The sequence below is a fragment of the Microbacterium sp. GQ128 genome (assembly GCF_059758615.1).
Genome location: NZ_JCAXDY010000003.1, coordinates 191,293 through 206,287 on the forward strand (window position 1 = coordinate 191,293; position 14,995 = coordinate 206,287).

A 14,995-nucleotide genomic window follows, 5' to 3' on the forward strand; every position below is an offset into this window, starting at 1 on the left:
TGGTGGGGAAAGGAGGACCTCATGATCGGAACGCTCAACGCCCTGGTAGACCTGGTCGAAGCCACCGGCTCCGACGAGATCGACGTCGCCGGGTTCGCGCGCGAACACGGCACGACGGAGTATCACCTGCGTCGGATGTTCTCGGCGCTGGCCGGCATGCCGCTGTCGGAGTATGTGCGGCGGCGTCGCATGACGCTCGCCGGTGCGGAACTCGCCGCCGGTGCCTCGAGCCTGCTCGATGTGGCTGTGCGCCACGGGTACGGCTCGGTCGAGGCTTTCGGCCGCGCCTTCCGTGCGGTGCACGGCATCGGCCCGGCCGACGCGCGCCGAGAAGGGGGTCCTCTCCGTACACAACCCACGCTCCGGTTCCGCCTGAGCGTCGAAGGGAGCATCCCGATGGACGTCACCATCACCCACCGTCCGGCATTCGTCCTCGCCGGTCACGCCGCCGAGGTCCCGCTGATCCACGAGGGCGTCAACCCGCACATCCAGGCGCACATCGCCGCGATTCCGCCCGAGGAGCATGCGCGCCTCAAGGCGCTCGGCGACGCCGAACCAGCGGGGATCCTCGCGGTCACGGCCGACGTCGAGCCGGATGCGCCGGAGGGCACGCTGCTCGCGTATCTGCACGGCGTCGCGCTGCAGGACAGCACCGCGGTGCCCGACGACCTCGATTCCCTGCGCCTCGACGAAGGGTCCTGGGCGGTCTTCGCCGCGCGGGGGCCGTTCCCGGCGACGCTGCAGAACCTGTGGGCGGCCACGGCGACCGAGTGGTTCCCCTCGAACCCCTGGCGACTGCGGCCCGGACCCTCGATCGTCCGCTACCTCGAGTTCACCGGCGACTTCGCATCGTGCGAGCTCTGGCTGCCGGTCGAACAGGGCTGAACCCGGTGCACCGCGCGGAGATCGCTCAGCGCGGGGCATCGCCCTTCATCGGCGGGCGATAGGTGCCGATGATCGCGGCGATGAGGTCGGAGTAGGCAGCATCCTGACTGGAGAAGCTGCCGTTGTTGCGGCCGTGTCGCAGCACCTCGACCCGGTCGGACACCGCCTGCACGTCGGCGATGTTGTGGCTGATGAACACGACACCGAGCCCGAGTTCGCGGAGCTGCTCGATGTGGGTGAGCACGTCGGCGGTCTGAGCGACGCTGAGCGAAGCGGTCGGCTCGTCCAGCACGACCAGTCGAGGCTGGCTGATGAGGGTGCGCGCGATCGCCACGGCCTGTCGCTGACCACCGGAGAGGGCGTTGAGCGGAGTGCGGGTCGAGGGGATGTTGGCAGCGAGATCGCTCAAAGCCTGCCTGGTCGCATTCTCCATCTCGCCCTCGCGCAGCATCCCCTTGGAGGTGCGCAGCTCGCGTCCGAGGAAGACGTTCGCGGTGACGTCGAGGTTCTCGCAGACCGCGAGGTCCTGGAAGACCGTCGCGATGCCGAGTCGGTTGGCTTCGGCGGGGGAGGAGATGTCGACGCGCTCGCCGTTGATGCGGATCTCGCCGGACGTGGGTGTGAGGGCACCGGCGATGACCTTGGCCAGCGTCGACTTGCCCGCGGCGTTGTCGCCGACGAGGCCGACCACCTCGCGGGCGTTCACGGTGAAATCGACGTCGGTGAGGGCTTCGACGGCGCCGAAGCGCTTCGTGATCCCGCGCAGGGTGAGCAGTGGCTCGGCCTGCGACGCCGAGAGAGTCATGAGCGGCCCTCGAGAAGCTGGGACGGGTCTGTCGACTGCAGGATGTGGATGGTCGCGCCGACGAGAACCGTGTCCTTGCCGAAGGAGGCGGGAATCGGCTCGCGTCGAGGAGCGCGACGTTGCGGCGCGTGCTCGCGCAGGGCCGCAGCGAACGGCAGCAAGAAGACCGGGCCGGCGTCGGTCAGCTCGCCGCCGATCGTGATGATCTCGGGGTCGAGGGTCTGACAGACACCCGCGACCACGCGTCCGAGCGTCGCGCCGGCATCGGAGACGACTCGCGCGCAGCCGGGGTCTCCGGCGGCGGCCCGGGCGATGACGTCCTTGAAGGTGACCTGCCCGTACGTGGCGCGCAGCGGCGCGGTGACGGCCTCGGCTCCGACGACGGTCTCGAGGCAGCCGCGCTGGCCGCAGGGGCAGATGGATCCGGCGGGGTCCACCTGCACGTGTCCGATCTCGCCCGCCGTGCCTCCGCGTCCGCGGTAGAGCCTCGAATCGAGGATCACGCCGGCGCTCGTCGTGTACGAGGCGCTGATGAACAGGCTGTCCGAGACGTCGCGTGCGGTACCGAGCGTCGCCTCGGCGAGAGCGGCGAGATTGGCGTCCTTCTCCACCAGCACGGGGCATCCGAGACGCTGTTCGACGACCGTGGCGATGGGCTGCGATTCCCACCGCCTCATGACGCCGGCATACGAGACCAGACCGGAGTCGGGGTCGATGGGCGCCGGAACCGCGATGCAGATGCCGATCAGTTCGTCGGCCTGCGCCGCGATCATCTCGAGCATCTCGACGATGAGGAGGGTGATGCGATCGAGCACCGTGTCCTCGGCGTGATTCGCCGGCAGCGGCATCGAGCGGTCGGCGAGCACGGACTGCCCCACGTCGTTGAGACGCACCCGCATGCTGCGACTTCCGATGTGGACGGCGGCCACGAGGCCCGCACGCCGGGCGATGGTGACGAGCTGTGCGCGCCGGCCGCTCCGCGAGGTGGGGTGCGTCTCCACGAGGCCGGAGAGCGACAGCTCCTTCACGATCGCCGACACCGTCGCGGTGGACAGGCTGGTCGCTTCGGCGAGCTCGACCTGGGTGAGCCCGCCGAAGCGCTTGACCGCATCGACGATCTTGGCCGTGTTGGCCTCGCGCAATCCCGACTGGGAACCGCTCGACCATCTGCTCATAGCGGGAGCATATCGCCTCGGATCGGCACCGCCGGGGTCAGCGTGCGGCCCCCGCCCGGCGCTTGTTCCAGACGTCGAACGCCACGGCGATCAGGAGCACCAGACCCTTCACGACCTGCTGCGTCGCCTGGTCGAGACCCATGAGCTGCATGCCGTTGCTCATCACCGCCATGATGAGACCGCCGACGATCGCTCCGCCGACGCGTCCCACACCGCCGGTGACGGCGGCCCCGCCGATGAAGCAGGCAGCGATCGCGTCGAGCTCGAACATGTTCCCCGCTCCCGGCTGTGCGCCGTTCGTGCGCGAGGAGAACACGACGCCGGCGACGCCGGCGAGGAGCCCCATGTTCACGAAGATCCAGAAGTTGACCCGACGCACGTTCACGCCGCTCAGCAGTGCGGCGTGCAGGTTGCCGCCGATGGCGTAGACGTGACGCCCGAACACGCTCTTCTGTGTGATGACCGAGTAGGCGATGATCAGGACCGCGAGGAGGATCAGCACGAAGGGGAGGCCCCGGCTGGTGGACAGCTGGTAACCGAACCACATCACGACGGCCGCGATCAGGACGATCTTCGCGATGAACCATCCCAGGGCCTCGACCGACTGCTGGTGCGCGACCTTCGATCGGCGGCTGCGCACCTGCCACACCGCGTAACCGCCCACGCCGATGGCGAAGATCACGAGGGTGAACACGTCGACCCCGTAGCCGCCGAAGAGACCGTTGAAGAATCCGTTGGCTATCGAGTAGTAGGTGCCGCCGAAGGGCGACAGCGAGACGTTGCCCAGCACGATGAAGGTCAGGCCACGGAAGAGCAGCATGCCGGCGAGGGTCACGATGAACGCGGGGATGCCGACGAACGCCACCCAGAAGCCTTGCCATGCGCCGACCAGGAGGCCGACCACCAGCGCGGCGATGACGCCGACCCACCACGGCAGCTGCATCCGGATCACGAGGACCGCGGCCGTGGCACCGGTGAGGGCGACGACCGAGCCGACCGAGAGATCGATGTGACCGGCGATGATGACGATCACCATGCCGATCGCGAGGATGAGGATATAGGAGTACTGCAGCACGATGTTCGTGAGGTTCCCGGGCGAGAGGAACGTCGGGTTCAGGATGGCGAAGAACGCCACGATCGCGACGAAGGCGACGAGGATGCCGCTCTGGCGCAGGTTGCGCGTGGCGAGGCTCAACAGGTTGGTGACGCCGGTCATCGTTCGGCCGTCCTTTCGACAGTCATGAGTTGCATGAGGTTCTCCTGGGTGGCCTCGGCGGCCGGCAGCTCACCGGTGATCCTGCCGAAGGCCAGGGTGTAGATGCGGTCGCAGATGCCCAGCAGCTCGGGCAGCTCGGACGAGATGACGAGCACGCCCTTCCCGGCCGCGACCAGGCGGTTGATGATCGTGTAGATCTCGTACTTGGCGCCGATGTCGATGCCGCGGGTGGGCTCATCGAGGATCAGCACGTCGGGCTCCGTCTGGATCCACTTGCTGAGCACGACCTTCTGCTGGTTGCCGCCGGAGAGGTTGCCCACGAGCTGGAGCACACTGGGCGTCTTGATGTTCATCTCGGCCCGGTACTGCTCCGCGATCCGGAGTTCCCGGTTCGCGTCGATCCAGCCGCCGGGGCTGATCATCCGCAGCGAGGCGAGCGTGATGTTGTGGCGGATGTCGTCGATGAGGTTCAGCCCGAACTTCTTGCGATCCTCGGTCGCGTAGGCGATCCCGGCACGGATGGCCGCGCTCGTGGTCGACGTGTCGACCTCTTTGCCGCGGACGAGGACCCGCCCCTTCGCGTTCCGTCCGTAGGTGCGGCCGAAGACGCTCATGGCGAGCTCCGTGCGCCCAGCACCCATCAGCCCCGCGATGCCCACCACCTCTCCCGCACGCACGGTGAGGGAGGCGTCGTCGACCATGATCCGTCCCGGCTGGGTCGGGTGATGCACGGTCCAGTTCTCGATCCGCAGCACCTCCTCGCCGAGTTCCGGTACCCGCTCCGGGAAACGATGGGCGAGGTCGCGGCCGACCATGCCGCGGATGATCCGGTCCTGCGTGGAGGCCGGATCGCTCATGTCGAGAGTCTCGATGGACCGGCCGTCGCGGAGGATCGTGGTGCGGTCGGCGATCGCATCGATCTCGTTCAGCTTGTGCGAGATGATGATCGACGTCATCCCGCCGTCGCGCAGGCGCCGGAGCAGGTCGAGCAGATGCGCCGAGTCGGTGTCGTTGAGCGCCGCGGTCGGCTCGTCGAGGATGAGCAGACGCACGTTCTTCGACAGTGCCTTCGCGATCTCGACGAGCTGCTGCTTGCCCACGCCGAGCTGGCCGACCGGCGTGGCGGGGTTCTCGTCGAGACCGACCTGGGCGAGCAGTTGGGAGGCCTCGGAGTTCGCGCGGTCCCAGTCGATGAGCCCGCCTGCGCCGCGACGCTCGTTGCCGAGGAAGATGTTCTCGGCGACGCTGAGGTAGGGGATCAGCGCGAGTTCCTGATGGATGATCACGATGCCCACCTGCTCGGAGTCGCTGATGGATCCGAACTTCGCCTCCTCGCCCTCGTAGACGATCTCACCCTCGTACGCGCCGTGCGGGTAGACACCCGACAGCACCTTCATGAGGGTGGACTTGCCCGCGCCGTTCTCGCCGCAGATCGCGTGGATCTCGCCGCGGCGGACATCGAGGTCGACGCCCTGGAGCGCCTTGACTCCGGGGAAGCTCTTCTCGATCTCCCGCATCTGCAGTACCGGTGTCGTCATGAACCGGGTCCTTTCCGTCGAGAGGGGCGTGACGTCGTGTCGACGTCACGCCCCCGGAGCGATGACTACTCGGCGACGCCGGAGTCGACCTCGGCCTGAGTCCAGTAACCGGAGTCGACCAGCAGCGAGGTGATGTTGTCCTTGTAGACGATGTCCGACTGCAGGAGGTACGACGGCACGACCTTCACACCGTTGTCGTAGGTCTCCGTGTCGTTCGCCTCGGGCTCCTCACCCTCGAGCATGTCCTCGGCCACGACGACCGACTGCTCGGCGAGCTTGCGCGTGTCCTTGAAGATCGACGCGAACTGCACGCCCTGGTCGATCAGGGCGATCGATCCGATCTCGGCATCCTGTCCGGTGACGATCGGGAGCCCGTCCGCGATGGTCCCGCCGAGACCGCCGGTGCCCTGCAGCGCCGTGATGATGCCGCGTGAGATCCCGTCGTAGGGGGAGAGCACTCCGTCGAGCTTCGTGCCGCCGCCGTAGGTCGAGGTGAGCAGATCCTCCATGCGCTTCTGCGCCGTCTCCTGCTGCCACCGCAGGATCGCCGCCTGCTCGATGTCGGTCTGACCCGACGGCACCGTGAGCACGCCCTCGTCGATGTAGGGCTGCAGCGTGTCCATCGCTCCCTGCCAGAAGAAGTGGGCGTTGTTGTCGTCGAGCGAGCCGGCGAAGAGCTCGATGTTGAACGGACCCTTCTCTCCGGTGTCCTTGCCGTCCTGGTCGAGCACGCCGAGGCCGACCAGCAGCGAGGTGGCCTGCTGCACGCCGACCTTGTAGTTGTCGAACGTCACGTAGAAGTCGACGTTCTCGCTGTCGCGGATGAGACGGTCGTAGGAGATCACGGGGATGTTCGCTGCGGCGGCCGCGTCGAGCTGCGAAGACAGCGCGGTGCCGTCGATCGCGGCGATGATGAGGAGGTCTGCGCCCTTGGTGATCATCTGGTCGATCTGCTGGCCCTGCGTCGGGATGTCGTCGCCGGCGTACTGCAGTTCGACCTGGTAGCCGGCTTCTTCGAGGCCGTCCTGCACGGCCTCGCCGTCGGCGATCCAGCGCTCCGAGGTCTGGGTCGGCATGGAGACGCCGATCAGGAGATCGCCCTTGTCGCCGGAGGCCTTCTCGCCGCCGCCTGCGGCGCCTGCTCCACCTCCACCGCAACCGGCGAGGGCGAGGACTCCCGCGAGGCCGAGGGCCGCGAGTGCATACTTCTTCTTCATTCCGAGCTCCTTTGCTGTGCAATGCGTCCCCCGGCCGAAGTCCGGAGGGTCAGCGTCCCCGGCCATTCGGGATCCGCCTCGGATCACTTTCTTGAGTTCGAGACTCGAAGTCAAGGAAACGTGATCGATTCGTGATGATGAGTACGAGGCGGCTTCGTTCCCGGATTTCTTCTCGAGCACGGGGATTTTGCGGAGATGGAGCGCGAAGGGGTGGGGTTTAGCTTCGAGACTCGAAGGTAAACCGGACTGGAGAAGCCACTGTCAGCGCCTCGTGCGACACTGATCGCACGGACCAGGGAGGCACGTCATGGCGGCGATCGACCCCAAGAAGACGATCGATACATACCGGGCGAAACGCGGTGAGTTCCGCATCGTCGAGGTGCCGCCGATGCAGTACCTGATGGTCGACGGCGCGGGCGATCCGAACACCTCTCCGGCCTATACGGAGGCCGTCTCGGCGCTGTTCCCCCTGGCCTACACGCTCAAGTTCGCGAGCCGCAACGAGCTCGGCATCGACACGGTCGTGATGCCCCTCGAGGGGCTCTGGCACGCGTCGGACATGGCGACCTTCACCACACGTCGCGACAAGTCGGCCTGGCAGTGGACGCTGCTGATCATGGTCGGCGACCACATCACCGCACCGATGTTCGCCGATGCGGTGGAGTCCGTGGCGCAGAAGGCCGCGAAGAAGAAAGAGCCGGTGCCCGCACTCGGATCCGTGCGGCTGGAGACCCTCGACGAGGGGACGAGCGTGCAGACTCTGCACGTCGGTCCGTTCGACGACGAAGGGCCCGTCCTCGACGACCTGCATCACCGCTTCATCCCCGAGAACGGTCTGACGATGAGCGGGCTGCACCACGAGATCTACCTGAGCGACCTGCGTCGCACCGACCCGGCGAAGCTGCGCACCATCCTCCGGCAGCCGGTGTCGCGGAGCGCCTGAGGGCAGAAGGCGTCGGGAAAGCAAGCCCCTCCACCGGGTCGGCCGTCGGCGATACTCTTCAACGATGAGCACGGTCAAGCACGCTGCGCGCGTCGCCCAGGGGTCCACGGCCTTCCGTCGCATCGCCCGTGTCGGGTTCGTCGTCCTCGGTCTGATCCACGTCATCATCGGCGCCATCGCCATCACCATGGCCGCAGGGGCTTCGGGAGACGCCGACCAGGACGGCGCGATGGAGCAGCTCCGGAACAACCCGGTCGGCGGATTGCTGCTCGTGCTCGTCGCCACCGGGCTGATAGCTCTGGCCGTGTGGCAGATCGCGAGCGCGTTCCTCGCGGCCGACCCCGCCGAGACGAAGAAGTGGGGGCAGCGCGTCAAGCTCTTCGGCATCGCGCTCGCCTACCTCGTGGTCGCGGGCATGGCGCTCATCTATGCGCTGGGCGGCGACGCCGAGTCGGAGACCGCGTCGAAGACCCTGAGCGCGGTGGTGCTGTCTGCTCCGGGCGGCGTCGCTCTGCTCGTCGTCATCGGACTGTCCGTGGTGGGCGTGGGGATCGGCTTCATCGTCGGCGGCTTCACGCGCGGTTTCAAGAAGCTGCTCGACCTGCCGACGGGCGTCGCACGCGGGGGCATCGTGACGCTCGGAGTGATCGGCTACTTCGGCAAGGGCATCGCGGTGGCCGTGACCGGCGTGCTGTTCGTCGTCGCCGCGGTCACGCAGGATCCGGAGAAGGGTGCGGGGCTCGATGCGGCGTTGCGCAGTCTGCTCGAGCTGCCTCTCGGCGGACTCGTCCTGGGTGCGGTCGGAGCGGGCTTCGCGATCTACGGGGTCTTCTGCATCGCCCGGTCGCGCTACGCCCGCATGTGAGCAGGGCGCGGACGCCGGGCGGTCGAGAGTGCGGCCGCCCGACGCCGGTCGGTCAGGCCGGACCCCAGAAGCGGTCCTCGGCCTCCTGGTCCTCGCTGATGAGCCAGACCTCGGCGATGCGGTCGCCGGCGACGCGGAAGACGTCGACCCCGTGCTGGTCGAGGTCGTCGTGTCCGGCACGCTGCGCACGGAAGCGCACGGTCGCGGACACGAGGTCGCCGCTCTCGGTCGCCGAGTCGGTCTCGAGCACGAACGTGCCACCGCTGAGCTCCATGAAGCGGCCGAGGTGCGCGAGGATCGCGTCGGGGCCGACGTGGTCGCCGGATGCCTGGTTGGCGCCGGGCTGATGCCACACGGCATCCGGATGGAAGGTGGCCGCCAGTGCCCCCATGTCTCCCGCGGCCAGGGCCGCACCGTACTGTCCTACAACGTCGATCGCCGACATGATGCTCCTTCTCTGTGGTCGGTACTCTGGAGCATCCAGCGTCTCGCCGAGGGCGCGGTTACTTCAACGTCACCGGGAGGAGCAGCGCATGTCGCGCACGTGGACGGTGTTCTCCGCCAGCTGCCCGTCTCGGGCGTCACTCGCCCGCATCGCGAACAAGTGGACCGCGATGATCGTCGTCCTCCTGCACGAGCAGCCGCTGCGCTTCGGTGAGCTGCACACCCGGATGGACGGGATCACGAAGAAGGTGCTCGTCGACACCCTCCGTGCCCTCGAACGCGACGGGATGCTGGAGCGCGCCATCGGCGACGACGGCCATTCGCGCTACCTGCTCACCCCGCTCGGGCGGAGCCTGCATGAACCGCTCCGGGCGCTGCAGGTCTGGGCGGAGTCCCACGTGGAGGATGTGCTCGACGCGCAGGACCGCTACGACGAGGTCGCCGACGCGAAGACGCTCGACGGGCGCTGACCCGCGGGCCCACCCCCGGCTCACAGGTGGGAAACTGGAACGATGAGCGTTTCTTCCGGTGTCGACGTGATCGCCCCTCTGAGCGAGACCGAGGTGCAGCGCATCCGCGAGGACTTCCCGATCCTGCACACGCAGGTGCAGGGGCACCCGCTCGTGTACCTCGACTCGGGGGCGACGTCGCAGCGGCCGTCGGCCGTGCTAGATGCCGAGCGCGAGTTCTCGACCACCATGAACTCGGCCGTGCACCGCGGGGCGCACACGCTCGCCGCCGAGGCGACCGAGCTGTTCGAGGATGCTCGCAGCAGTGTCGCGCGCTTCATCGGGGCGCACGACGACGAGGTCGTGTGGACCTCGAACGCGACCGAGGCGATCAACCTGGTCGCCTACTCGCTGTCGAACGCATCGCGCGGGCGCGGGGGAGCGGCTGCCGAGGGGCTCCGGCTGCGTGAGGGCGACGAGATCGTCACGACCGAGATGGAGCACCACGCGAACCTCATCCCGTGGCAGGAGCTCGCGGCCCGCACCGGGGCGACGCTCAAGGTCATCCCGCTCGACGACGACGGTGCACTGCGCCTCGATGTCGCCGCCGACCTCATCACCGCGCGGACGAAGCTCGTGGCGTTCACGCACGTCTCCAACGTGCTCGGCGTGATCAACCCGGTCGAGCGTCTGGTCGCGCTCGCCCGCGAGGTGGGCGCCCTGACCCTGCTCGACGCCTGCCAGTCGGCACCGCACCTGCCGCTCGACGTGCGCGCGCTCGGCGTCGACTTCGCCGTGCTGTCCGGCCACAAGATGCTCGGCCCCACCGGTATCGGGGCGCTCTACGGGCGCCGCGAGGTCCTGGCCGCGATGCCTCCGTTCCTCACGGGCGGTTCGATGATCACCACCGTCACGACGACCGAAGCCGAGTACCTGCCGCCGCCGCAGCGGTTCGAGGCCGGCACGCAGCGGGTGTCGCAGGCCATCGCGCTCGCCGCGGCCGTGGACTATCTGACCGAGGTGGGGATGCCGCGCATCGCCGCGCACGAGGCCGCCTTCGGACGCCGTCTCGTCGACGGACTGAGCGCGATCGACGGGGTGCGGGTGCTCGGTGCCGGCATCGATCTTCCGCGCGTGGGGCTCGCGAGCTTCGATGTCGCCGGCATCCACTCGCACGATGTGGGGCAGTTCCTCGACGACCTCGGGATCGCCGTGCGCGTCGGGCACCACTGCGCGCAGCCGCTGCACCGGCGCCTGGGCGTCACCTCGTCGACCAGGGCGAGCACCTACCTGTACACGACCGAGGCCGAGGTGGATGCCGTGATCGACGGCGTCGCCGGGGCGATCGACTTCTTCCGGAGGGGCGCATGAGCGACCTGCAGAACCTGTACCAGGAGCTGATCCTGGACCACTCGCGCACCCCGCACGGCTACGGTCTGCGCGAGGAGATCGCGGCCCAGTCGCACCAGCTGAACCCGACCTGCGGCGATGAGATCACGCTGCAGGTGCACCGCGGCTCCGACGGGGGCGTCGAGGCGATCGCCTGGGAGGGACACGGCTGCGCGATCTCGCAGGCATCCGCCTCCCTCCTCGCCGAGCTCGCCGAGGGGCTCACCGTCGAGGAGCTCGAGGTGCGCATCGCGGCGTTCCGCGAGGCGATGCGCTCGCGCGGCAAGATCGAGCCCGACGAGGAGCTGCTCGGCGACGCCGCAGCCCTCGGTGGGGTGTCGAAGTACGTGGCGCGGGTCAAGTGCGCCATGCTCGCGTGGGTCGCCGCGGAGGACGCCCTCACCCGCAGCTGAGGTGCAGGATGGACGCATGCCCGTGCATCTGAAGCCGTTGCCCGCCGGACGCTTCGACGAGTGGCGGGCCGCGGCGAGGCGGCGCCTCATCGACGGCAACCGGGCTTCGGGGAGGCGCGTCGGGGATGATGCGGTCGCATTCGCCGACGAGTACCTCGACGAGCTGCTGCCGCACGGGGCGGCGACGCCGACGGCGCGGGTCATGCGGATCGTCGACGCGGAACAGCGCGAGCTCGGAACCCTGTGGCTGGTGCTCGCAGGCGCGAAGCTGTTCCTCCTCGACCTCGCCGTCGAGGCCGAGCTGACCGGCACCCAGAACGATGAGCTGGTCGCACGGATCGAGACCATCGCGCGCGACATGGGCGCGACGCAGATCAGCGCACCCGTCTTCCCGCAGGCGGTCGCGGCCCATGCGCTGCTCGACGGTCGCGGCTTCGGGGTCGCATCGATCCAGATGGTGCTCGAGCCGGTGCCGGTGCGTGAGGTCTCGTCGCATGTCGTCGTGGCCCCGATGTCCGACTCTTACTTCCCCCGGTTCCTCGCGGCATCCGAAGAGGGGTTCGCACGCGACCTCGTGGAATCCGGCCGCTACTCGCCGGAGGAAGCCGCCGCCGAGTCCCACCGTCAGCTGGTCGAGGAGCTGCCGGACGGACTGGCCACCCCGGGGCAGGAGCTCTTCACGGCCGCGGTCGACGGTGTCGAGGTCGGCATCCTCTGGCTCGGCATGCGCGAGCGCGATGGACGCCCGCATGCGTTCGTGCTCGACATCGAGGTCACCGTGGATCAGCGCCGCAGGGGGTACGGGCGCGAGCTCATGCACGCCGCCGAACGTGAGGCTCTCCGGCTCGGCGCCGACTCGATCGGGCTGCACGTGTTCGGCTTCAACTCCGCCGCCGTCGAGCTGTACGAAAGCCTCGGCTACCGGCGCACCGAGGAGACGCTGCTCCGCGAACTGTGATGCTCGGTCACGGGATGACACGAAGGGAATAGTGCGGTGTGCTCGACGTTGCCCCCAACATGACAACTCTCGGAATCATCGGTGCAGGACACATCGGCAGCCAGGTCGCGCGCGTCGCGGTGGCGAACGGCTACGACGTCGTGATCGCCAACTCGCGTGGGCCGGAGACGCTCGCGGCCCTCGTGGAGGAGCTCGGGCCCCGCGCGAAGGCTGCGACGGCGGAAGACGCCGCGGCAGCCGCGGATGTCGCGGTCGTGACCGTCCCGCTCCGCGCGATCGACGCGCTCCCCTCCGCACAGCTCGCCGGCAAGATCGTGCTCGACACGAACAACTACTACTTCGAGCGCGACGGTCACATCGAGGCACTCGACAAGGGGGAGACGACGACGTCGGAGCTGGTGCAGCGCGCGCTCCCGGACTCGAAGATCGCGAAGGCGTTCAACCACATCTACGCCTCGGAGATCACGAGCGACGGCAAGCCGGCTGGAGCCCCGGACCGCCGCGCGCTGGCCACCGCCGGTGACGACGCCGAGGCCGTCGCCTTCGCGACGCGCTTCTACGACGAGGCCGGCTTCGACACGGTCAACGTCGGGTCGCTGAGCGAGTCGTGGCGGGTCGAGCGCGATCGCCCGGCGTACGTCGTGCGGCAGAACGCCGAGGAGCTGACCGCGAACATCGCGATCGCGAACCGTCTGCCCTGAGCGCCGCGGGGCGAGCGCGACGGCGGCGAGCGCGCTCGTCCCGGACCGGGGCATCCCGGGCGTGTTGGGATACCAAAAGTTGAGTAACCCGGCCCGTGATGCGAGAATGCCCAGATGGCGGGGGCTATGGGGACAAGCGGCGAACTCGAATCGGTCAGGGTCACGCGCATCCTGCGCGACGACATCGTGCTGGGGCGACGGGTGCCGGGGTCGCGTCTGGTCGAGCGCGACATCGCGGCCGAGCTGAACGTCTCCCGCCTCCCGGTGCGTGAGGCCATCCGCGCCCTCGTCGCCGAAGGAGTCGTCGTCGCACGCCCTCGCACCTGGGCGGTCGTGCGCGAGTTCACCCCCCGCGACATCCAGGACTTCGCCGAGGTGCGCGAGGCCATCGAGACACTCATCTTCGTCTTCGCCGCCGAACGGCACGACGAGGCGGGTATCGCCCGGATTACGGCGGCCTACGAGCGCGAGCTTGCGGCGGCCGAAGCCGACGACTCGGAGGCGGCGCGGATCGCGGCGGCGGAGTTCCACGAGGTCGCGGTCGAACTCGCCGGGAACGAGATGCTCGGGGAGCTGATCGCGGTGTTCCTCACCCGTCTGCGGTGGCTGTTCGGACAGCACGACGATCTGCTCGCCATGGCCGACGAGCACCGCATCATCCTCGAGGCGATGGTCGCACGCGATACGGCGGCGCTCCGCCGCATCATTCCTGCTCACCTCGCCAGCGGCCAGTCGGCGGCGGAGCGGCGCCTCGCCGACGGCAGCGACCTGCTCGTCTGAACCCCGGCGTCCCGCTCGCGCACATTGGGGGACACCGACGATGAGTGCAGTTGTATATTGGACCGGTCGGAGTCGGTCCGGAAACGTTGCGCTGTTCTGGGGAGCGAGATGCGGAGTCTTGCTGTCGCGGTCGGGTGCCTGCTGCTTCTGGGGGGAGTCGCGCTGGTCGCGATCGCCGATCAGGAGCGGGTAGCGGACATCACCGCCGTCAAAGCGGAGATCGTGCGCGTCGAGCGCGCTCTGGACGAGTCCCACGGGGAGAATCTCGAGCTCGCGCAGAAGCTCACCGCGCTGCGGTCGCAGATCGCCGAGCAGGATTCCGAGATCGGCGACACCACGGGGTTCCTCCGGTGATGCGCCGGGTGCTTGCGGTCACGCTCGCGGCGGCGACCGTGCTCTCCGCCGGAGTGCTCGCGAGGGCGGACGGCCTCGAACGGGAGCGCATCGCGGTCGTGGCGGAGTTCGGCACCCTTTCGCAGCAGTACCACGCGGCCACCCAGCGCACCGAATATCTCCAGGCGACGATCGAGCAGGCGGAGCAGGTCACCGCTGATCGCGCCTCGGTGCTCGCCGTCCGTCCGGCGTTCGTCGCCGAGATTGCCGCGCTGAGCCGTGCCTTCGACAACGCGGAGGGGATGGTCGACACCGCCGCGCATCGGGCGGCCGCGCTGTCGGCGCAGCAGACCGTTCTGGCCGAGTCGGACGACCCCGCGGTCGTCACCGCGGCGACGGCCACGGTGCACGCACTCGCCGAGAAGGTCGGCACCCAGGTCGCCTCCGTGCAGGCCGCGCAGAGCGCAGGACCGGGCGGCCCGGCCTGGTCATCGAGCGGGCCCGAAGGCTACGCGCGGGTGCGGGCGGCGCTCGACCTCGTCGGCGGCGGGGGCGTCGGGCTGTACGAGTCGTCCTCGTGCGCGGGTGGCAACGCACCGGCCTGCGCCAACAGCAACGGCTACATCAAGTACCGCGCCGACATCGTGAACTGGAGCGCCGGTCGGTTGAACTGGGCCATGGCGCACGAGCTCGCGCATATCTACCAGTTCCGGGTCTGGGGCGCTCTCACGTCGTCGAGCGCATACGCCTCGATGTTCGGCAGCGACCCGGAGTTCCTCGCCAACTGCATGGCCGTCGTCCGCGGCTACCCCGGCTCGGTCGGGTGCAACGGCGATCAGCAGGCCTGGGCCTCGGGCATCTGGGTGGGCGCGGTCCGCTGACGC

17 protein-coding genes are annotated in these 14,995 nt (G+C 68.7%); 11 read left to right on the forward strand and 6 right to left on the reverse strand.

Translation table 11 applies throughout. The annotated features are described in order from the left end of the window. Positions 1 to 21 precede the first annotated feature (21 nt). Complete coding sequence (locus tag AC6CHX_RS11095; protein ID WP_498272866.1) at positions 22 to 885, forward strand: AraC family transcriptional regulator; 864 nt, start codon at positions 22 to 24, stop codon at positions 883 to 885. 25 nt (positions 886 to 910) lie between these two features. On the opposite strand, the gene AC6CHX_RS11100 is transcribed toward AC6CHX_RS11095, so the two are convergent. The 5 genes from AC6CHX_RS11100 to chvE form a co-directional block, all read right to left on the reverse strand. Next, positions 911 to 1,690: an ATP-binding cassette domain-containing protein gene (locus tag AC6CHX_RS11100; RefSeq protein ID WP_498272867.1), complete on the reverse strand. Its 780-nt coding sequence runs from the start codon at positions 1,688 to 1,690 to the stop codon at positions 911 to 913. Next, the gene (locus tag AC6CHX_RS11105; RefSeq protein WP_498272868.1) at positions 1,687 to 2,865 is read right to left on the reverse strand and encodes an ROK family transcriptional regulator; all 1,179 of its coding nucleotides are present in this window, start codon (positions 2,863 to 2,865) and stop codon (positions 1,687 to 1,689) included. Before AC6CHX_RS11105 ends, AC6CHX_RS11100 begins: the two co-directional genes overlap by 4 nt. A 37-nt stretch (positions 2,866 to 2,902) precedes the next feature. Continuing rightward, complete coding sequence (gene mmsB / locus AC6CHX_RS11110) at positions 2,903 to 4,081, reverse strand: multiple monosaccharide ABC transporter permease (protein WP_136043067.1); 1,179 nt, start codon at positions 4,079 to 4,081, stop codon at positions 2,903 to 2,905. Further along, a complete protein-coding gene (gene mmsA, locus AC6CHX_RS11115; RefSeq protein ID WP_136043066.1) occupies positions 4,078 to 5,619 on the reverse strand; it encodes a multiple monosaccharide ABC transporter ATP-binding protein in 1,542 nt (513 codons plus the stop codon). Before mmsA ends, mmsB begins: the two co-directional genes overlap by 4 nt. A 65-nt stretch (positions 5,620 to 5,684) precedes the next feature. Then, a complete protein-coding gene (gene chvE, locus AC6CHX_RS11120) occupies positions 5,685 to 6,836 on the reverse strand; it encodes a multiple monosaccharide ABC transporter substrate-binding protein (protein ID WP_498272869.1) in 1,152 nt (383 codons plus the stop codon). 307 nt (positions 6,837 to 7,143) lie between these two features. On the opposite strand from chvE, the gene AC6CHX_RS11125 reads away from it, so the two are divergent. Both AC6CHX_RS11125 and AC6CHX_RS11130 read left to right on the forward strand, forming a co-directional pair. Then, on the forward strand, positions 7,144 to 7,779 hold the full coding sequence (locus tag AC6CHX_RS11125) for a GyrI-like domain-containing protein (RefSeq protein ID WP_498272870.1): 636 nt from the start codon (positions 7,144 to 7,146) through the stop codon (positions 7,777 to 7,779). 64 nt (positions 7,780 to 7,843) lie between these two features. Further along, on the forward strand, positions 7,844 to 8,644 hold the full coding sequence (locus AC6CHX_RS11130; protein WP_498272871.1) for a DUF1206 domain-containing protein: 801 nt from the start codon (positions 7,844 to 7,846) through the stop codon (positions 8,642 to 8,644). A 52-nt stretch (positions 8,645 to 8,696) separates the two neighbouring features. On the opposite strand, the gene AC6CHX_RS11135 is transcribed toward AC6CHX_RS11130, so the two are convergent. Next, positions 8,697 to 9,089 carry a nuclear transport factor 2 family protein gene (locus tag AC6CHX_RS11135; protein ID WP_136043062.1) on the reverse strand — a complete coding sequence of 131 codons (393 nt, stop codon included), beginning with the start codon at positions 9,087 to 9,089 and terminating at the stop codon, positions 8,697 to 8,699. Positions 9,090 to 9,177: 88 nt separating this feature from the next. On the opposite strand from AC6CHX_RS11135, the gene AC6CHX_RS11140 reads away from it, so the two are divergent. The 8 genes from AC6CHX_RS11140 (at position 9,178) to AC6CHX_RS11175 (ending at position 14,992) form a co-directional block, all read left to right on the forward strand. Further along, complete coding sequence (locus tag AC6CHX_RS11140) at positions 9,178 to 9,558, forward strand: winged helix-turn-helix transcriptional regulator (protein WP_498272872.1); 381 nt, start codon at positions 9,178 to 9,180, stop codon at positions 9,556 to 9,558. A 42-nt stretch (positions 9,559 to 9,600) separates the two neighbouring features. Continuing rightward, positions 9,601 to 10,908 (forward strand): aminotransferase class V-fold PLP-dependent enzyme, encoded by a 1,308-nt coding sequence (locus AC6CHX_RS11145; RefSeq protein ID WP_498272873.1) that lies wholly within the window; start codon positions 9,601 to 9,603, stop codon positions 10,906 to 10,908. After that, positions 10,905 to 11,339: a Fe-S cluster assembly sulfur transfer protein SufU gene (gene sufU / locus AC6CHX_RS11150; RefSeq protein ID WP_136043059.1), complete on the forward strand. Its 435-nt coding sequence runs from the start codon at positions 10,905 to 10,907 to the stop codon at positions 11,337 to 11,339. The genes AC6CHX_RS11145 and sufU overlap by 4 nt, the downstream gene beginning before the upstream one ends. A gap of 16 nt (positions 11,340 to 11,355) precedes the next feature. Beyond that, positions 11,356 to 12,297 (forward strand): GNAT family N-acetyltransferase, encoded by a 942-nt coding sequence (locus AC6CHX_RS11155; protein ID WP_498272874.1) that lies wholly within the window; start codon positions 11,356 to 11,358, stop codon positions 12,295 to 12,297. Between the two features lie 59 nt (positions 12,298 to 12,356). After that, a complete protein-coding gene (locus AC6CHX_RS11160; RefSeq protein ID WP_498272875.1) occupies positions 12,357 to 12,998 on the forward strand; it encodes an NADPH-dependent F420 reductase in 642 nt (213 codons plus the stop codon). Between the two features lie 126 nt (positions 12,999 to 13,124). Beyond that, positions 13,125 to 13,778 (forward strand): GntR family transcriptional regulator, encoded by a 654-nt coding sequence (locus tag AC6CHX_RS11165; protein ID WP_498272876.1) that lies wholly within the window; start codon positions 13,125 to 13,127, stop codon positions 13,776 to 13,778. Between the two features lie 108 nt (positions 13,779 to 13,886). Further along, positions 13,887 to 14,132 carry a hypothetical protein gene (locus tag AC6CHX_RS11170; RefSeq protein ID WP_136043055.1) on the forward strand — a complete coding sequence of 82 codons (246 nt, stop codon included), beginning with the start codon at positions 13,887 to 13,889 and terminating at the stop codon, positions 14,130 to 14,132. Further along, complete coding sequence (locus AC6CHX_RS11175; protein WP_498272877.1) at positions 14,132 to 14,992, forward strand: hypothetical protein; 861 nt, start codon at positions 14,132 to 14,134, stop codon at positions 14,990 to 14,992. Before AC6CHX_RS11170 ends, AC6CHX_RS11175 begins: the two co-directional genes overlap by 1 nt. Positions 14,993 to 14,995: the final 3 nt, after the last annotated feature.